Genomic DNA, 15,353 nt, shown 5'->3' with positions numbered 1-15,353 from the left:
CCAGGACGGCGGAAACCACCCAAGTCGCATTGCCGCGGCGCAGCGCAATGGGTAGGGTGTGGCGCTCACTGGCCGAACTGGCCGGAATTCGTTTCAACGAGGACGTCTCATGCTCGCTTCCATGCACGCCATGGTGCTGCGCAACCCCGGCCCGGATGCCAACTTCGAATGCACGCAATGCCCACTGCCGGAACCCGGCCCCGGACAGGTGCGCATTCGCGTCGCCGCTTCCAGCGTCAACCCGCTCGATCTCAAGCTGGCCAGCGGGCAGGTCGCCCTTCTCCCCCCCGAACCCTGCATCCTGCATGGTGATGTCGCCGGCATCGTCGATGCCGTCGGAGACGATGTGCTGACCTTCTCACCGGGCGATGAAGTGCTCGGATTTGCCGGGGGTGTCGCGTCTCACCCCGGGGCGCTGGCGGATTACATGATCGCCGATGAGCGTCTGATCACCCGCAAGCCGCGCCGCCTGAGCTTCATGGAAGCCGCGGCATTGCCTGCAGTGTTCATCACCGCCTGGCAGGCGCTGGTGGAACGTGGCCAGCTGGAGGCGGGGCAACGCGTACTGATTCACGGCGGCGCCGGCGGTGTCGGTCATGTCGCACTGCAGATCGCCCGATGCATCGGTGCGGAAGTCGCCACGACCGTCTCCACGGATGACAAGGCGCAGCTGGCACGTGCCTGTGGCGCGGACCACGTCATTCGCTACCGCGAGGAAGCGGTGGCCGACTACGTGGAACGCCTGACGGCTGGCCAGGGCTTTGATCTGGTCTTCGATTGCGTCGGGGGTGACAACCTGGCCGCCAGCTTCGCCGCCAGCAGGCTGGGCGGGCGCATCGTGACCATCAATGCGCGCACCACGGTAGATCTCTCGCCGCTGCATGCCGGTAGTCGCAGCCTGGAAGTGCTGTCGATCCTGCTGCCGCTCAGCGCCGGCATCGGTCACGAGCAGCAGCGTCAGGCACTGGGCAAGCTGGTAGAACTGGTCGAGGAAGGCGAGTTCAAGGTGCGCCTGGACGAGCGCCAGTTCGACTTCCGTGAAGTCGCCGAGGCACACCGACATCAGGCCTCCGGCAAGGCACTGGGCAAGATCTCCCTGCTGCGCCGCCAGTTCTGGGACGCCACTTGATGACAGCGGTACTGCATGGGGAGCTTGGCCTGCAGCTGCTCAAGCTGCTGATTTCGGTCGCGGTGGTGATCGGCCTGTCGTTGATCGCGGAGCGTCTCTCGACGCGCATGGCCGGGCTGCTGTCCGGCTATCCGCTCGGCACGGCCATCACGCTGGGCTTCATCGGGGTCGAGATTTCCCCCGAATTCGCCGGTGAGAGTGCCATCTACACGCTGGCCGGATTCTCCTCGACCCTCGCCCTGGGGGTCGGCTACTGGCTATGCGGGCGTGCCGAGGGGCTGCGCGGCGTCATCAACGGTACTCTGGGTGGCCTGCTGGGCTGGCTGGCGGCCAGCGTGATCCTGGCGCAGTTCGAGTTCACCCGCGTCAGCGGCGTGATCGTGACGCTGATCGCCATCATGCTGTGCATGCGCCTGTACCGCGACGTACCGGAAACCCGCAGTCGCAAGGCCCCGTTCTCGTGGCCTTCGCTGCTGGCGCGTGCGGGCCTCGCGGCCGGCATCGTGTTCGGCATCACCGCGCTGGCCCATCTGTTGCCACCGTCCTGGGCCGGGCTGGTGGCGGCCTTCCCTGTCACCATGTATCCGCTGTTGATCATTCTGCATCTGACTCAGGGGCCGGCCGCTGTCGCTACCGTGATCAAGCACTACCCGGCGGGCCTTGGTTCGCTGCTGTGCTATTCACTGGTGGTCTCGCTCAGCTACCCGAGCATGGGGGTCGCGGCGGGCACCCTGCTGGGGTTCGTGATCGCGACGGCATGGCTGGGCGTGTTCACGCCGCTGCAACGACGACTAGCCGCACGGCGTACAGCCAGCGTCTGAGCTTCCTGATAGGCTGAAAAGCCCGCAAGGACGCACAGGAGCGATGACATGTACTTCAAGACGCTGGAGCCGGCCTTCTTCGATACCGATGCCCTCGGACATATCAACAACACGCGCCTGCCGGCCTGGTTCGAGTGGGCGCGCAATGACCTGTTCCGCGTCTTCGTGCCGGATCTCGACCCGCGCAAATGGCCGCTGATCATGGCGCGCATCGAGGTCGACTTTCTCGCCGAGCTGCAATACGGCCAGGATGTCGAGATTCGCACCTGGCTGTCGCGGCTTGGCGGCAGCTCCTTCACCGTGACCCAGGAAGCCTGGCAGCGCGGTGTCTGCGGGGCGCGTGGCCACTGCGTGCTGGTGCAGTTCGATCATCACGCCAAGCAGTCGCAGCGCATCGAAGGCGAGCTGCGCACGACCCTGCTCTCCCACCTGCACGAACACACTGACAGCGCCGAGCTGGATCTCCCTGCCCTGCGCGAGAAGGCCCGCGCGCTCGGCACGCACAGCACGGCGCCCGCCGGGAGCGTACCGGCATGACACCCGCGCTCAAGCTGCTCAAGGGCAAGCCTCACCGAACCCTGGAATATGCCCATGACCCTCGGGCGCCTGCGTATGGCGAAGAGGCTGCCCAGGCGCTGGGGCTTGAGCCGGCACGGGTCTTCAAGACACTCGTCTGTCAGCTGGAAGGCAGCAGTGCCCGCCAGCCGCTGGTAGTCGCCGTGGTGCCCGTCACCGGCACGCTGAACCTCAAGGCACTGGCGCGTGCCTGCCATGCCCGCAAGGCAGCCCTGGCCCCCCACGAGGCCGCCGAGCGCGCCACCGGCTATGTGGTCGGCGGCATCAGTCCACTGGGCCAGAAGAAGCGGCTGCCGCTGTGGGTGGATGACAGCGCCGAGGGGGTGGAGGAGATGTTCATCAGCGGTGGACGCCGAGGACTGGAGATCGGTCTCGCTCCCGCGCTACTGTGTGAACTGGGCAATGGGCAGTTCGCGCCGCTGGCGCGTGAGGACTGAGGCTCTCGCCACCTGTCACCCTGACGCTACCTGCCGCCACGCCAGCGAGGAGGCCCGATGGGCATTCGCTACAGCAAGTGGATCTATCCGGACATGACCGAGCTGCATGCGCAGGTCGAGGCCTCGCTGGAGCAGTGGTTCGGCGAGCGCTTCGCCGACTACCCGCACATCAGCTTGCCGGGCCTTGACCCCTACGATTATGATGGCTGGTTCAATCGTCTGGCCCCGGAGCTGATGGCGCGCGGCAGTGACTACTGCGAGCGCGAGTGGCATGGCTATGTGCCGAGCCCCCAGCAGCTCAACCAGGCGTTCTTCCGGGCCGTCTCCCGGTCCAACAAGTGTGTGCTGGAGCCTGACTGCAAGCATGGTGATCCTGACCAATCATAGTCCCGACGCGCGTGAGCTCGAGATCATCGAGCGCCAGCTCGGGCGCAAGCCGCGCGGCATCCAGGCCGTGGCCGCCACCGATGGCGAGGGCACCCCGCTGGTGCTGCGCATGTATTCGCTGGTGGATGGCAAACCCTTCCCGACCCTCTACTGGCTGAGCGACGAGCGCCTCAAGATCTCGCTGTCACGCATCGAGGCCGAAGGCGTGATCAAGGAGCTGGAAGAGAGCCTCAAGACCGACGAGGAACTGCTGGCGCGCTATCGTGCCAGTCATGAAGCCTATGTCGCCGAGCGCTGGAGCTTCATGAGCGAGGCCGAGCGCAGCGCCATCGAGTCCCAGGGCTTCGCTGAGCTGATGCGCGAGCGTGGCGTCGGCGGCATCCGCGACTGGAATCAGGTGCGCTGCCTGCACACCCAGTACGCCCAGCACCTCGCCTATGCCGAGGGCAATGCCATCGGGCACTGGGTCGATGCCCACTACGACGTGCTGTCCGAGCTGCCCTGAGCCCTGACTGCGATCTAGCCGACACTCAGTCCCTCGAGCAGAGGCCGTCGGCCAGGAGGCACAAGACGAAGAAGCCCGCCAATTGGCGGGCTTCTTGCGTCGTGCAGGGGGCGTTTCGGCTTACAGCGAGTGCGCGAACACCAAGGCGATGCACAGCGGGCAGATCAGGCGCACGTACCACGGCCAGATCTTCCAGAACAGGCTGGACTCGATGTCCGGCGCCCCGCTCTGGATCTCCTTGAGCAGCGCATGGCGTGACATTGCCCAGCCGACCAGCAGACACATCACCAGCGCGACCAGTGGCTGGCTGTACTGGGTGGTCAACATGATCACCAGACCGAACAGCGCCCCGAAGTTGGCGGCGATGGTCAGACTGATGGCCATGATGGCGGCCCCGACGGTTAGGGTGGCGGCGCGCCGTCCCAGCCAGCCACGCTCGACCACGAAGGATACCGGCACTTCCAGCATCGAGATGGAGGAGGTGATGCCCGCCACGCTCATCAGCGCGAAGAACGCCACCATCAAGACGTCTCCCGCGCCACCCATCTGACCGAACAGCGCCGGCAACGTATCGAACAGCAGCGTGTCGGAGCTCTTGAGCAGGCCGTCGGCATCGAAGATCTCGACGCCCAGATGACGCGCGGCATACATGGCCGGAATCACCAGCAGGCCGGCCAGGAAGGCGATGCCGACGTCGATCAGCGTCACCAGCACGCCGAGACGCGGCAGGTTCTGCTCCGGCCCCAGATAGGAGCCGTAGATCAGCATCGCCCCCACGCCGAGCGACAGCGAGAAGAATGCCTGGCCCATCGCGCTCAGCATCAGGTCAGCATCGAAGATGCGATCCCACTGCGGGGTCAGATAGACACTCAGGCCTTCATCGGCGCCCGGCAGGGTCAGCACGTAGCCGATCAACCCCACCAGCAGGGCCAGCAGCAGCGGCATTAGACGTGTGGACCATTTCTCGATCCCGCCGCGCACGCCACCGACCACGATCGCCATGGTCAGGGCGAGGAAGACCGCCGTCAGCGAGACATTGCGCGTGAAGTCGAAGGTGGTCAGCCAGCTGGCGGCGGACGACATGCCCAGCGCCGCGCTGACCGGCGCGGCGGTATAGCCCAGCAGCCAGCCCGCGACGATGGCGTAGAAGGCCAGGATCAGGCTGGCGGTCAGCATGCCCGCCCAGCCCGCCAGCGCGCCGAAGCGCTTGGTGATGCCGCGCCCCAGACTCATGCTGGTGACGATATTGGCCTGACCATGCCGCCCGATGACCAGCTCGGCCATCAACGCCGGCCACGCCAGCAGGAAGGCCAGCACCAGATACATCACCACGAAGGCCCCGCCTCCGTTGTTGGCGGTCTGGGACGGGAAGCCCCAGACGTTGCCAAGCCCTACTGCCGAACCAGCGGCGGCCATCAAGAAGCCCAGCCGACTGGCGAAGCGTCCGCGCACCTGCGCCATCTGTCTCTCCTGCCTTGTTGTCCCGCGCCCGCCGTCAGGACGTCGCGTCATGTTGGAGTGCACCCCGATGAAAAGGCTCATGGGCGTCAGCGCCCGCCAGCCGTCGCCTGCGGGGGCGGCAAGGGTAGCAGAGCAGGCCCGTGAATGCAGGTACCACGCCGAGCATGCTCTCTCACTCTGCAAGGCAAGGTTGCGCCAAGGCGTCATGGCCCCGCCGCACAACTCGGGTAGGATGGAGACCACGACATTCTGGCGTGGCACTCGACCTTGCGTGCCACAACACACCTTCAGGAGAGCAACATGCATCGCATCTGTGTCTATCTGGGTTCCCGCGAGGGGGCCTCCCCCCATCACCGCCAGCAGGCCGAGGCACTGGGGACCGCGATCGCCGAACGTGGCTGGGGACTGGTCTATGGAGGAGCACGTGCCGGACTGATGGGCGCTTTGGCAGATGCCGCGCTGGCCGCAGGCGGTGAGGTGGTCGGCGTGATCCCGCAGGCGCTGGTGCGCAACGAGAAGGCACACACCGGGCTGACTCGGCTGATCGAAGTGGCGGACATGCATGAGCGCAAGGCGCAGATGGCCGCGCTGGCGGATGGTTTCGTGACCCTGCCGGGCGGGATCGGCACGCTGGAGGAGCTGTTCGAGACCTGGACCTGGCAATACCTGCGCTTTCACGCCAAGCCGATCGCCGTCCTCGACAGTGACGGCTTCTACGCGCCGCTGCTGGAATTTCTGGATCGCACCGTCGAGGCGGGCTTCCTCGACGCGGATACTCGCGCCCGCCTGATCAGCGAACGCGAGATCACTCCCCTGCTGGACCGCCTGGCCCCCTCGTCAGGCGAGCAGGCCTGACGGCAAGCAGCATGGGTCAAGCCTCCGTGACGGGGTGTCGTGCACCGGCCTGATCGCGACAGGCCGGCTCCCCGAGATAGCGGCTGCGCTTGCTGGCGGTGATGCGTCGGATATCGACCATCACCAGCCCATCGATGCAGTAGCCGAAATCGGCATCGACGCTGAAGTCGAGGAAGCGAGTGCCGCCGGGCTCGGTGACCTCGGCGTACTGCTTGTAGAGGGTCGGCACCGTCACGCCCATCGCGTCCAGCTGGGCGCGCAGGCGACGGAAATCACCCTCGGCATCCTGACCATCGAACAGACGCTCCGCCTCATGGGCGGCACTGCCCGGTGCACTCTGCGCGACCGGTGCCCGTGCACGCGCCAGTCCCTCCTCATCCCCGTAGTAGTGGCGGTAATAGCTGACGATCAACGCCCGAGCAGCCTCCGGGTAGCTGTTGGAGAGCGTGACCGGGCCGAACAGCCAGCGAATCTCGGGGTGACGGCGCAGATAGGCACCCAGCCCCTGCCACAGGTAATCGAGACTGCGGCGCCCCCAATAGCGTGGCTGCACGAAGCTGCGCCCCAGCTCCAGGCCCTCCTGCATATGCGCGAACATCTCCGGCGTGAAGCGGAACAGGGTCGGACTGTAGAGCCCCTTCTCGCCATGCGCCGCCATGATCTTGCCCACCTCACCGATGCGATAGGCCCCGCCGATCTCGAGATCGGCGTCATCCCACAGCACCAGATGACGGTAATGCGCATCGTAACGGTCGATGTCACGACGCTCTCCCGTCCCTTCGCCGACGCGGCGGAAGCTCAATTCGCGCAGCCGACCGATCTCGCGCATCACGCTGGAACCGGGAAAGGCATCGAACAGGTAGATCTTCTTGCCGTCGCGGGTCTCACCCAGCAGCTCACACGGCGTCAGTTCCTCACGCAGCGCCTGGCGCTCCTCCGGATGACCGATGGCCTTCTCGGTCACGAACAGCCCGCGCTTGCCGCGTCCGATGCGATAGAGATGCTTGCGCAGCAGGCGTGTCTTGGCATTGGTGCTCAGGGCATCACTGTCGAGACGCGCCAGCGGAATCAGTTCCCCGATGCGCAGCTTGAGCTGACGTTCGCGCTGGCGAAACATCTCATGGGCCAGCAGCGGCGTGCCGAGGCCACGGTTGATCGATGACAGGGTATAGAAGAGCGTCGAGTTGCGACCACTGACGTGAATCGGCAGTACCGGCGCGTTGGTCTTGCGCGCGAAATGCAGGAAGCCCGACAGCCACTTGCCGTCACGCGGCCCGGTCGGCCCTGCGCGCGAGACCTCTCCGGCCGGGAAGATGATCACGGCCTCTTCATTCATCAGTGCCTCGCAGATCTGGGTGCTGCTCCTGCGATAACCGCGGCGACTGAGGTTGTCCAGCGGCAGCAGCAAGGGCGCCAGCGGCTCGACCTTCATCAGGATGTCGTTGGCGACGATCTTCACGTCACGCCGCACCTCCCCGACCAGCTTGAGCAGCGCGAGCCCGTCCAGCGAGCCCAGCGGGTGGTTGGCGACGATCACCACTCGCCCGTAGGCAGGGATGTTCTCGCGCTCCCGCGAGGAGACGGAGTAGGCGAAGGAGAAGTGATCGAGCACACGGTCGATGAAGTCGAAACCGCGCAGACCGGCATGCTCGGCGAGGAAGGCATTGATCTCGCTCTCGTGAACCAGACGCCGCAGCAGCGCCAGCGCCGGGCGACGAATCAGAGGGTGGCGCCTGGCAAAGGCGGGATACTTGGCGGCGATGACACGGGCGGTATCGATCATGCTCACTCCTTTGCGCAACGCGGTGCGTCACTCGCAGTCTGAAACAGAGGCTTGATATCACGTCAGAATCGCGCCACTTCATGACAGGTGCGTCACAGTCCCCGTACAGTGAGATGACAGACATCCGTCTGAGGACGGAGCGATCACAGCAAGGCAGCCACGATTGCCAAGCCAAGGAGATAGCGAATGTATGCGATAGCCGTCGAGAACGAGGCGCTGGTCTGGCAGGAAACCGAGGCCCCTTCAGGTATCGCCTCGGACGAGGTGCGTATCCAGGTGGCCTGGGCCGGCGTCAACCGCGCGGATCTGATGCAGCGCGCCGGGCAGTATCCGCCCCCGGCCGGGGAAAGCGAGATTCTCGGTCTCGAGGTCAGCGGCACCATCCTCGAGGTAGGCAGACACGTGGAACGCTTCCAGGTGGGGGACCCGGTCTGCGCCCTGCTGGCAGGCGGAGGCTATGCCGAAGAGGTGGTGGTCAATGCCCTGCAGGTACTGCCGGTGCCGGAGGGCTTCGGCCTGCGTGAGGCGGCCGCCCTGCCGGAGATGTTCGCCACCGCCTGGCTGAACCTGTTCATCGAGGGCAACCTCAAGCACAAGGAACGCGTCCTGCTGCACGCCGGGGCCAGCGGTATCGGCACCACTGCCATCCAGCTGTGCGGCCTGTTCGGCCATCCCTGCTTCGTGACCGTCGGCAGTCAGGAGAAGCTGGACACCTGCCTGCGGCTGGGGGCCGATGCCGGCTGGAATCGCCACGATGGCAGTTTCGTCGATGCCGTGAACGAATGGGGCGGCGCCGACATGATTCTCGACCCGGTCGGCGGCGGCTACCTGTCAGGCAATCAGCAGGTTCTGAATCAGGATGGCCGCATGGTATTGATCGGCCTGATGGGCGGACGCATGGACGAGCTGGATCTGGGGCGCATGCTGATGAAGCGCCAGCGGTTGATCGGCTCGACCCTGCGTTCCCGCTCGCCCAAGGGCAAGGGCATGGTGCTGGATGCACTCTATGTCCACGTCTGGCCACGCCTGGCGCGAGGCGAGATACGTCCGCATATCGACAAGAGCTGGCCGATCCAGGACGCCGAGGCTGCACATGCCTATGTGCAGGACAACGCCAGCACCGGCAAGGTGCTGCTGGCGGTAAGCGGGGCCTGAGTCCGTCGTCGACTGGCAGAACGCAAGAAGGCAGCCCGATGGGCTGCCTTCTGCAGGGGCTTTCATGCCGGTCATCTTTCGCCGGGCTGAACGCTCAGTCGTTGCGCTCGATGGCCTGGGCCTTCTGCCAGGTCAGTTGCAGCAGACGGGCATCATCTCCAGCGCGATGGCGCTGGATGCCGCCTTCGGCGATCACGGCTTCCTTGAGCTCGGCCCAGCGATTCAGCTGCTCCTCATCCAGCAGCCGGCGCAGCGCTTCCAGCCGGAAGTGCGGCAGCATGCCGGCATGATGGAACAGCAACGACAACCAGGTATTGTCGTAGCCCCAGCTGTCGCTGTACGCGATGCGTGTCTCGCTCAGCTCATCATTGATCCACTGCGCCACTTCCCGCACCGGGCGGCCTTCACGTGCCAATCGGGCGCGTGAAATGCCATGCAACAGCTCAGCCTTGGGGTCCCAGTGCACCCACTCTTCCAGCGGCTGGATGAGGAAGGCACAGCTGCTGCCATCGGTACGCGCCAGACCGATCTCGATCGGGTAGCTGCCGCGGCCAAAGCCGGAGGCTTCAATATCGAGCAGAATAGGCAGCGTCACACGCGTCTCCCACGGTATCTCAGGCAGCCAAGGACCAGGCAAGAAGGGGTTGAATGTCTTCAGGTTACGGGAATTGCCCCCCGTTTGGCGAGTCCTGCTCATCCGGTTGGCATCAGAAGAGACGGAGACGACAGCGCCCTCACGAGGAGGGCGCTGTCAGAGGAGGCGATCGACGACGGCAGCAGCCGTCGGATTGGCTCAGTGGAGGGCGGCTTCGTCACCGCTGCGTGCATGCGCTTCCCAGTGCTCCGCCTTGTGCGGGCAGACCGCCAGCCCCAGCGAGCCTTCACGATAGGCACGTGCCAGACGCTGCGCGGCAAGCGCATGATGACGCTCTGCCGCACGTGCATACCAGGTCACGGCCTTGGCCGGGTCACTCTGGTATTGCGCGCAGCCATGCTCGTAGATGCACCCTGCCTGGTACTGGGCATGGATGTCACCCGCCTGTGCCGCCTTGACGACGAAACGGGCACCCTTGGCCTTTTCCTGCGCCGAACTGCCGCGCTGGAACAGCATGTGGCCGTACAATGACAGCGCACCGGTATGACCGGCCTTGGCGCAGTGATTGAACAGACGCATGGTCAGACGATGCTTCTGCTGAGAGCCGGAAAGCCAGGAGGCGTGGAACAGACGCTCCGCCAGGCGGTATTTCAGTCCGGTCATCAGGGTTGAGGCCTGCGGCATGACGAGTAACCTTGAAACAGATAAGAGGGATGACGCCGTATCTGGCCCTTTCCTGAGCCTGCGACGCTGTTCTCCTTGCCAACGCTGTCAGTTTGCCCATGCGGGCGGCCTCGCGAGGCTGCTCCCCTGACAACGGGGCGCCAAGCATACTCGCGCAATCAGGGGGACTCAAGCCCGCCTTGTGGGTTTTTGTTACGCTGCTAATATGTGCGCCGTCCCGCGAGTGAAACCGCCGCCGCACCTGCCCTGACACACGCAGGCGACGCACGCTCGCCTTACCCGCTTTTGCCAACCACCCGACAGGGGAATCCTGCATGCAACGTAGAGCTCTAGGCCGCACCGGCATTGACGTGAGTCTGCTGTGCCTTGGCACCATGACCTTTGGTGAGCAGAACAGCGAAGCCGATGCCCACCAGCAGCTGGATCGTGCGCTCGATGCCGGCATCGACTTCATCGATACCGCCGAGATGTACCCTGTCCCGCCCAATGGCGAGACCCAGGGCCGCACCGAGCAGTACATCGGCAGCTGGCTGGCCGCACGCGGCAACCGTGATCAGGTCAAGATCGCCACCAAGGTCACCGGCCCGGGCATGGACTACCTCCGCGGTGGTTCACGCCTGACCCGCGAGCAGATCATCGCCGCCTGTGACGACAACCTGCGCCGCCTGGGCACCGATTACATCGACCTCTATCAGCTGCATTGGCCGGATCGCAAGACCAACTTCTTCGGCAAGCTGGGTTACCAGCCGGTGGAAGACGAGGACATGACGCCGCTGGAAGAAAGCCTCTCCGCCCTTGGCGAACTGGTCACCGCGGGCAAGATTCGCGCCGTGGGTCTGTCCAACGAGACGCCCTGGGGCGTGATGCAGTGCCTGAATCTGGCCGAGCGCCTGAATCTGCCGCGCGTCGCCAGCGTCCAGAATCCCTACAATCTGGTCAACCGCAGCTTTGAGGTCGGGCTGGCCGAGTTCGCGCACCGCGAAGATGTGGGCCTGCTCGCCTATTCGCCGCTGGCCTTCGGCACCCTGTCCGGCAAGTACCTGGATGGCGCCCGTCCGGAAGGCGCGCGTCTGACCCTGTTCGAGCGCTTCCAGCGCTACAACGCGGAGCCGGCCCAGCACGTCATCGCCTGCTACGTGGATATCGCACGCCGTCATGGCCTGAACCCGGCGCAGATGGCACTCGCCTTCGTCAACACGCGTCCGTTCCTGACCAGCAACATCATCGGTGCCACCACCATGCTGCAGCTGGAGAGCAACATCAAAAGCCTCGAGGTGGAACTGAGCGACGAGGTGCTGGCCGAGATCGAGATGATCCACAACACCGCGCCGAACCCCTGCCCCTGATCTGCCCCTGACGCGCAACCCGACAGGCCGGTCGTAATGACCGGCCTGTTCGTCTCCAAGGAAACCCCATGAATCCCGCTGAACTGAGCATGATTCTCATGGCCGTGGCCGCCGGTGCCATGATGCCGATCCAGGCCGGCGTCAATTCCACGCTGGCCCTGCAGACCCACAGTTCGCTCATGGCCGCCATGGTCAGCTTCGTGATCGGCTCGATCGCCCTGATCGGTATCGTGCTGGCCATGCGATTGCCCATGCCGGGTATTGGTGCCCTGAAAGCGGCTCCCTGGTGGAGCTGGACCGGTGGTCTGCTGGGGGCCTTCTTCGTGGCAGCCAGCGTGATCCTGGTACCCAAGCTGGGCGCGGCCACCATGATGGCCACCTTCCTGGCGGGCCAGCTGACGGCTTCGGTCGTTCTGGATCACTTCGGTTGGGCAACCTTCCCGCAGCAAGATCTCTCGCTGGGGCGCGTGGCGGGCGTGCTGTTGCTGTTCGCTGGCGTCTTCCTGATCCGACGCTATTGATGCCTTTGGCGTCACGCATCGCAATCTATGGCCCCGATAGTCCCGACGGACTCGGGGCCATCTTGTCTGCCTGATATACTGAGACCTTTCCCCTGTCAGGAGGTCTTCATGCTGAGTGTGATTTCGCCCGCCAAGTCGCTGGATTTCGACAGCGCCCCCGTGACCTCCCGTCATACCCAACCCGACTTTCTTGATCAGGCTCAACCACTGATCGATATCCTGCGCGAGCAATCACCGCAGGACATCGCAAGCCTCATGAAGCTTTCCGACAAGCTGGCCGGCCTCAATGCCGCTCGCTTTCAGGAATGGCAGCCCCCCTTCACGCCAGACAACGCCAAGCAGGCGGTACTGGCCTTTCAGGGAGATGTCTATCAGGGCATGGCGGCAGAAACGTTTAGCGAGGAAGAATTCGAGCGCGCGCAACACAGGCTGCGCATTCTCTCCGGCCTCTACGGGCTACTGCGTCCGCTGGATCTCATCCAGCCGTATCGCCTGGAGATGGGCACCCGCCTGAGCAACCCGGCCGGCAAGGACCTCTACGCCTACTGGCGCAAGACGCTGACGCCGGCACTGGAGCAGGCCGTCGAAGACAGTGGCACGCCAATACTGGTCAATCTGGCCTCCAACGAGTACTTCAAGGCCATCGACGCCAAGGCATTCCGCCACCGTATCGTGACGCCGGTCTTCAAGGACGAGAAGAATGGTCAGTCCAAGATCATCAGCTTCTACGCCAAGCGTGCACGCGGCCTGATGAGCGCCTGGATGCTCAAGCACGATATCGAGACGGCCGAGGACCTCAAGGACTTCGATGTGGCCGGTTACCGCTTCTCCAATGCCGCCTCAGAGGGCGATACGCTGGTCTTCACGCGCAGTGAAGCCGACGCGGCACGCGCCTGACGCGCGCCTTGCAGGTCGCCCTGCGACTCACCCACCCAGCCCGGGGAACGCCAGGTGCTCTCCTGCCCGGGGTTTGAGATAACGGCGATGAATATCGCCGAAAAGGACGTGATCCGCGCTTCCAAGCCATTCGTAAGCCACCATCTCGGCGCTGACGACACTGGCCCCCGCCGCCTCGCAGCGGGTCACTCCCAATGCTGCCTCACGCGGGCGGCGACTGGCGACACCATCAGCTACCAGCGCCACTCGATACCCCGCACCGCATAGTGACAGCACGGTCTGCATCACGCAGACATGCGCCTCGGCACCACATACCACCAGCTGATCACATCCGCTCTGCTCCAGCGCCTTTCGAAAATCCTGCGCCTCCAGCGCGCTGAAGCTGCGCTTGGTGAAGCAGCGGGTTCGCTCGCTCAGCAAGTGTGTCATGGGAGCACTTTCGCCCAGCTTGTCCGGACAGTGCTCCGTCAGCCACACGGGAATTTCCAGCGCCTGGGCGATGCCGCCCAGCCAGATGGCACTGTTGATGGCTTCGGTTCCGCCACTCAGTACCGGCATCAGGCGGGCCTGAAAGTCGATCAGCAACAACAATGACCGCCTCGCCATCAGGTGTTGAGACTTTTCGTCGTCCATTGGTCCTCCCACGTCGATTCTAGGGCTAGAATGGGGCTTCCACTTACACGCTAGCGCATCCAAGGAGATCCCACATGCGCCATCTGTTCATCATGCTGATGGTCGGCTTGCTCGGCTTCGGTCTGAGCGTCGAACACGCGGAGGCCAAGCGCCTCGGCGGCGGCAAGAGTTTCGGTAGCTACTCACGATCCGCTGACAGCGGAAAATCCTCCAGCTCACTGTTTGGCAGCAACAAGGCCACCAACAGCAGCACTGCAGCGAAGTCCAAGCCCTCCAGCGGTCTGTCCAAGTTTGCCGGTCCGCTGGCAGGTCTGCTGGCAGGTGGTCTGCTGGCATCGCTGTTCTTCGGCGGCGCCTTCGATGGTCTGCGCATGACAGACTTCCTGATCATCGCGGTGATCGCCTTCATCGCCTTCAAGTTCCTGAGCGCGCGCAAGAAGGCCGCCATGGCGAGCGGCGGGCCGGCAGGCAGCGGTAGCGCCTCCCCCCGTCACGATGATCAGCCACGTAACGTGCAGGCACGTGAAGCGCACCAGGAGCAGGGCGAGTCGCTGGCGCCTGCTGGCGGTATCGGTGCAGGGCTGGGCGGCGGAGCTCCCGTCAGTGAGCCTGCCTGGTTCGACAAGGAACAGTTCCTCGGTGGTGCCAAGGAGCACTTCATGACCCTGCAACGCGCCTGGGACAACAATGACCTGCCGCGCATCCAGGAATACGTGACGCCGGAGCTCTACAACATGCTGCGCGAAGAACGCGCTCAGCAGCCAGCCAACAACCGTACCGAAGTCGTGCGTCTGTTCGCTGAACTGGGCAGCGTGCAGGAAATCGGCAAGCAGGCGGAAGCGACAGTGCTGTTCCACGGCGTGCTCGACGAGAATGGCGAGCAGAACGAGTTCAACGAGACCTGGCACTTGGTCCGTGAGCTACGCGATGGTGCAGACTGGTACATTCAGGGTATCGAGCAGAACAGCTAAACAGCTCCTCCCTCCCTGATGCGGTCTTCACACTGAGGACTCCATCAGATACCAGAGCGGCCGGATGATCACTCATCCGGCCGCTTTTTCATGCCTGCAAGGCAAGGAGCCAGACGGCAGACATAAAAAAACCGGCCACTGGGGAAGTGGCCGGCGGACTGGCTGCTCGACTGCAAGGCAGGAGTGCCATATCTCAAAAAGTCTGCTGATGGGATAGCACAGACAAGTTTCTAAGCAAGGGAACGTCGAAACTCACCTACTCAGAGTCTGGCATGACGCTTTAGTTCACCCTGATGAAGAAAAAGTCGAGCAACTCCGAGGTGCGAAACCCGCGACGCTTGACGCTCGATAAAGATAAGCCGCCATGGCACTTCCTCCGCTCTCGGAAACAACGGACTCATGCGAGCCTCACGGCGCTCACGTGCATCACCCCGACAGTCGACACGATGTGAATACCCCAAGGAATCGTACAGCGAGGTTTTCCACACCCTCTTGCCCCCTGCGACTCCCTGGAACTCTGCTCCCCGTCTACAGCTTCTCTTGGCAAGCACGACGCAGTCCTTCCTTTGTCGCTCTTCTCTTTCGTGCCACTTTTTC

Annotated in this window: 16 protein-coding genes and 1 pseudogene; 12 read left to right on the top strand and 5 right to left on the bottom strand. The window is 64.2% G+C overall.

What is annotated here, in order from left to right; genetic code table 11:
- Nucleotides 1-109: 109 nt before the first annotated feature.
- The 6 genes and pseudogenes from ACZYGA_RS16625 (at nt 110) to ACZYGA_RS16600 (ending at nt 3,855) form a co-directional block, all read left to right on the top strand.
- Nucleotides 110-1,129 (top strand): zinc-binding dehydrogenase, encoded by a 1,020-nt coding sequence (locus ACZYGA_RS16625; protein WP_479399691.1) that lies wholly within the window; start codon nt 110-112, stop codon nt 1,127-1,129.
- On the top strand, nt 1,129-1,950 hold the full coding sequence (locus tag ACZYGA_RS16620) for a hypothetical protein (RefSeq protein WP_084207779.1): 822 nt from the start codon (nt 1,129-1,131) through the stop codon (nt 1,948-1,950). Before ACZYGA_RS16625 ends, ACZYGA_RS16620 begins: the two co-directional genes overlap by 1 nt.
- A 48-nt stretch (nt 1,951-1,998) precedes the next feature.
- Nucleotides 1,999-2,388 (top strand): annotated as a pseudogene (locus ACZYGA_RS16615) (acyl-CoA thioesterase); the annotation flags it as partial.
- A gap of 95 nt (nt 2,389-2,483) precedes the next feature.
- A complete protein-coding gene (locus tag ACZYGA_RS16610; protein WP_077373557.1) occupies nt 2,484-2,963 on the top strand; it encodes an aminoacyl-tRNA deacylase in 480 nt (159 codons plus the stop codon).
- 57 nt (nt 2,964-3,020) lie between these two features.
- The gene (locus tag ACZYGA_RS16605; protein WP_077373554.1) at nt 3,021-3,350 is read left to right on the top strand and encodes a hypothetical protein; all 330 of its coding nucleotides are present in this window, start codon (nt 3,021-3,023) and stop codon (nt 3,348-3,350) included.
- Complete coding sequence (locus ACZYGA_RS16600; RefSeq protein WP_479399689.1) at nt 3,328-3,855, top strand: DUF501 domain-containing protein; 528 nt, start codon at nt 3,328-3,330, stop codon at nt 3,853-3,855. The genes ACZYGA_RS16605 and ACZYGA_RS16600 overlap by 23 nt, the downstream gene beginning before the upstream one ends.
- A gap of 120 nt (nt 3,856-3,975) precedes the next feature.
- Here ACZYGA_RS16600 and ACZYGA_RS16595 read toward each other — a convergent pair whose 3' ends face one another.
- Entirely contained in the window at nt 3,976-5,316 is a 1,341-nt protein-coding gene (locus tag ACZYGA_RS16595; RefSeq protein WP_479399687.1) for a sodium-dependent transporter, read from the bottom strand.
- 300 nt (nt 5,317-5,616) lie between these two features.
- Here ACZYGA_RS16595 and ACZYGA_RS16590 point away from each other — a divergent pair, with 300 nt between their 5' ends.
- Entirely contained in the window at nt 5,617-6,171 is a 555-nt protein-coding gene (locus ACZYGA_RS16590) for an LOG family protein (protein ID WP_077373546.1), read from the top strand.
- 16 nt (nt 6,172-6,187) lie between these two features.
- Here the strand turns inward: ACZYGA_RS16590 and olsF are convergent, their stop codons facing one another.
- The gene (olsF, locus tag ACZYGA_RS16585; protein ID WP_479399685.1) at nt 6,188-7,954 is read right to left on the bottom strand and encodes a bifunctional ornithine lipid synthase OlsF; all 1,767 of its coding nucleotides are present in this window, start codon (nt 7,952-7,954) and stop codon (nt 6,188-6,190) included.
- A 186-nt stretch (nt 7,955-8,140) separates the two neighbouring features.
- Between olsF and ACZYGA_RS16580 the strand changes: the two genes are divergently transcribed.
- On the top strand, nt 8,141-9,109 hold the full coding sequence (locus tag ACZYGA_RS16580; protein WP_279856333.1) for an NAD(P)H-quinone oxidoreductase: 969 nt from the start codon (nt 8,141-8,143) through the stop codon (nt 9,107-9,109).
- A gap of 94 nt (nt 9,110-9,203) precedes the next feature.
- Here ACZYGA_RS16580 and ACZYGA_RS16575 read toward each other — a convergent pair whose 3' ends face one another.
- Both ACZYGA_RS16575 and ACZYGA_RS16570 read right to left on the bottom strand, forming a co-directional pair.
- Nucleotides 9,204-9,704, bottom strand: a complete 501-nt coding sequence (locus tag ACZYGA_RS16575; RefSeq protein WP_077373537.1) for a 3'-5' exonuclease — start codon at nt 9,702-9,704, stop codon at nt 9,204-9,206.
- Nucleotides 9,705-9,902: 198 nt separating this feature from the next.
- The gene (locus tag ACZYGA_RS16570) at nt 9,903-10,388 is read right to left on the bottom strand and encodes a tetratricopeptide repeat protein (protein ID WP_077373534.1); all 486 of its coding nucleotides are present in this window, start codon (nt 10,386-10,388) and stop codon (nt 9,903-9,905) included.
- 314 nt (nt 10,389-10,702) lie between these two features.
- On the opposite strand from ACZYGA_RS16570, the gene ACZYGA_RS16565 reads away from it, so the two are divergent.
- The 3 genes from ACZYGA_RS16565 to yaaA all read left to right on the top strand — a co-directional run bounded on the left by ACZYGA_RS16565 (nt 10,703) and on the right by yaaA (nt 13,152).
- On the top strand, nt 10,703-11,734 hold the full coding sequence (locus tag ACZYGA_RS16565) for an NADP(H)-dependent aldo-keto reductase (RefSeq protein ID WP_077373531.1): 1,032 nt from the start codon (nt 10,703-10,705) through the stop codon (nt 11,732-11,734).
- 68 nt (nt 11,735-11,802) lie between these two features.
- Nucleotides 11,803-12,255 (top strand): DMT family transporter, encoded by a 453-nt coding sequence (locus ACZYGA_RS16560; protein ID WP_479399683.1) that lies wholly within the window; start codon nt 11,803-11,805, stop codon nt 12,253-12,255.
- A gap of 108 nt (nt 12,256-12,363) precedes the next feature.
- A complete protein-coding gene (gene yaaA / locus ACZYGA_RS16555) occupies nt 12,364-13,152 on the top strand; it encodes a peroxide stress protein YaaA (protein WP_077373525.1) in 789 nt (262 codons plus the stop codon).
- Between the two features lie 27 nt (nt 13,153-13,179).
- Here yaaA and ACZYGA_RS16550 read toward each other — a convergent pair whose 3' ends face one another.
- Complete coding sequence (locus tag ACZYGA_RS16550) at nt 13,180-13,785, bottom strand: isochorismatase family protein (protein WP_240499636.1); 606 nt, start codon at nt 13,783-13,785, stop codon at nt 13,180-13,182.
- A 74-nt stretch (nt 13,786-13,859) separates the two neighbouring features.
- Between ACZYGA_RS16550 and ACZYGA_RS16545 the strand changes: the two genes are divergently transcribed.
- The gene (locus ACZYGA_RS16545) at nt 13,860-14,756 is read left to right on the top strand and encodes a Tim44 domain-containing protein (RefSeq protein WP_077373522.1); all 897 of its coding nucleotides are present in this window, start codon (nt 13,860-13,862) and stop codon (nt 14,754-14,756) included.
- Nucleotides 14,757-15,353: the final 597 nt, after the last annotated feature.

Source organism: Cobetia sp. BL01 (assembly GCF_056493605.1).
This window is presented reverse-complemented; position numbering and strand designations above follow the sequence as displayed.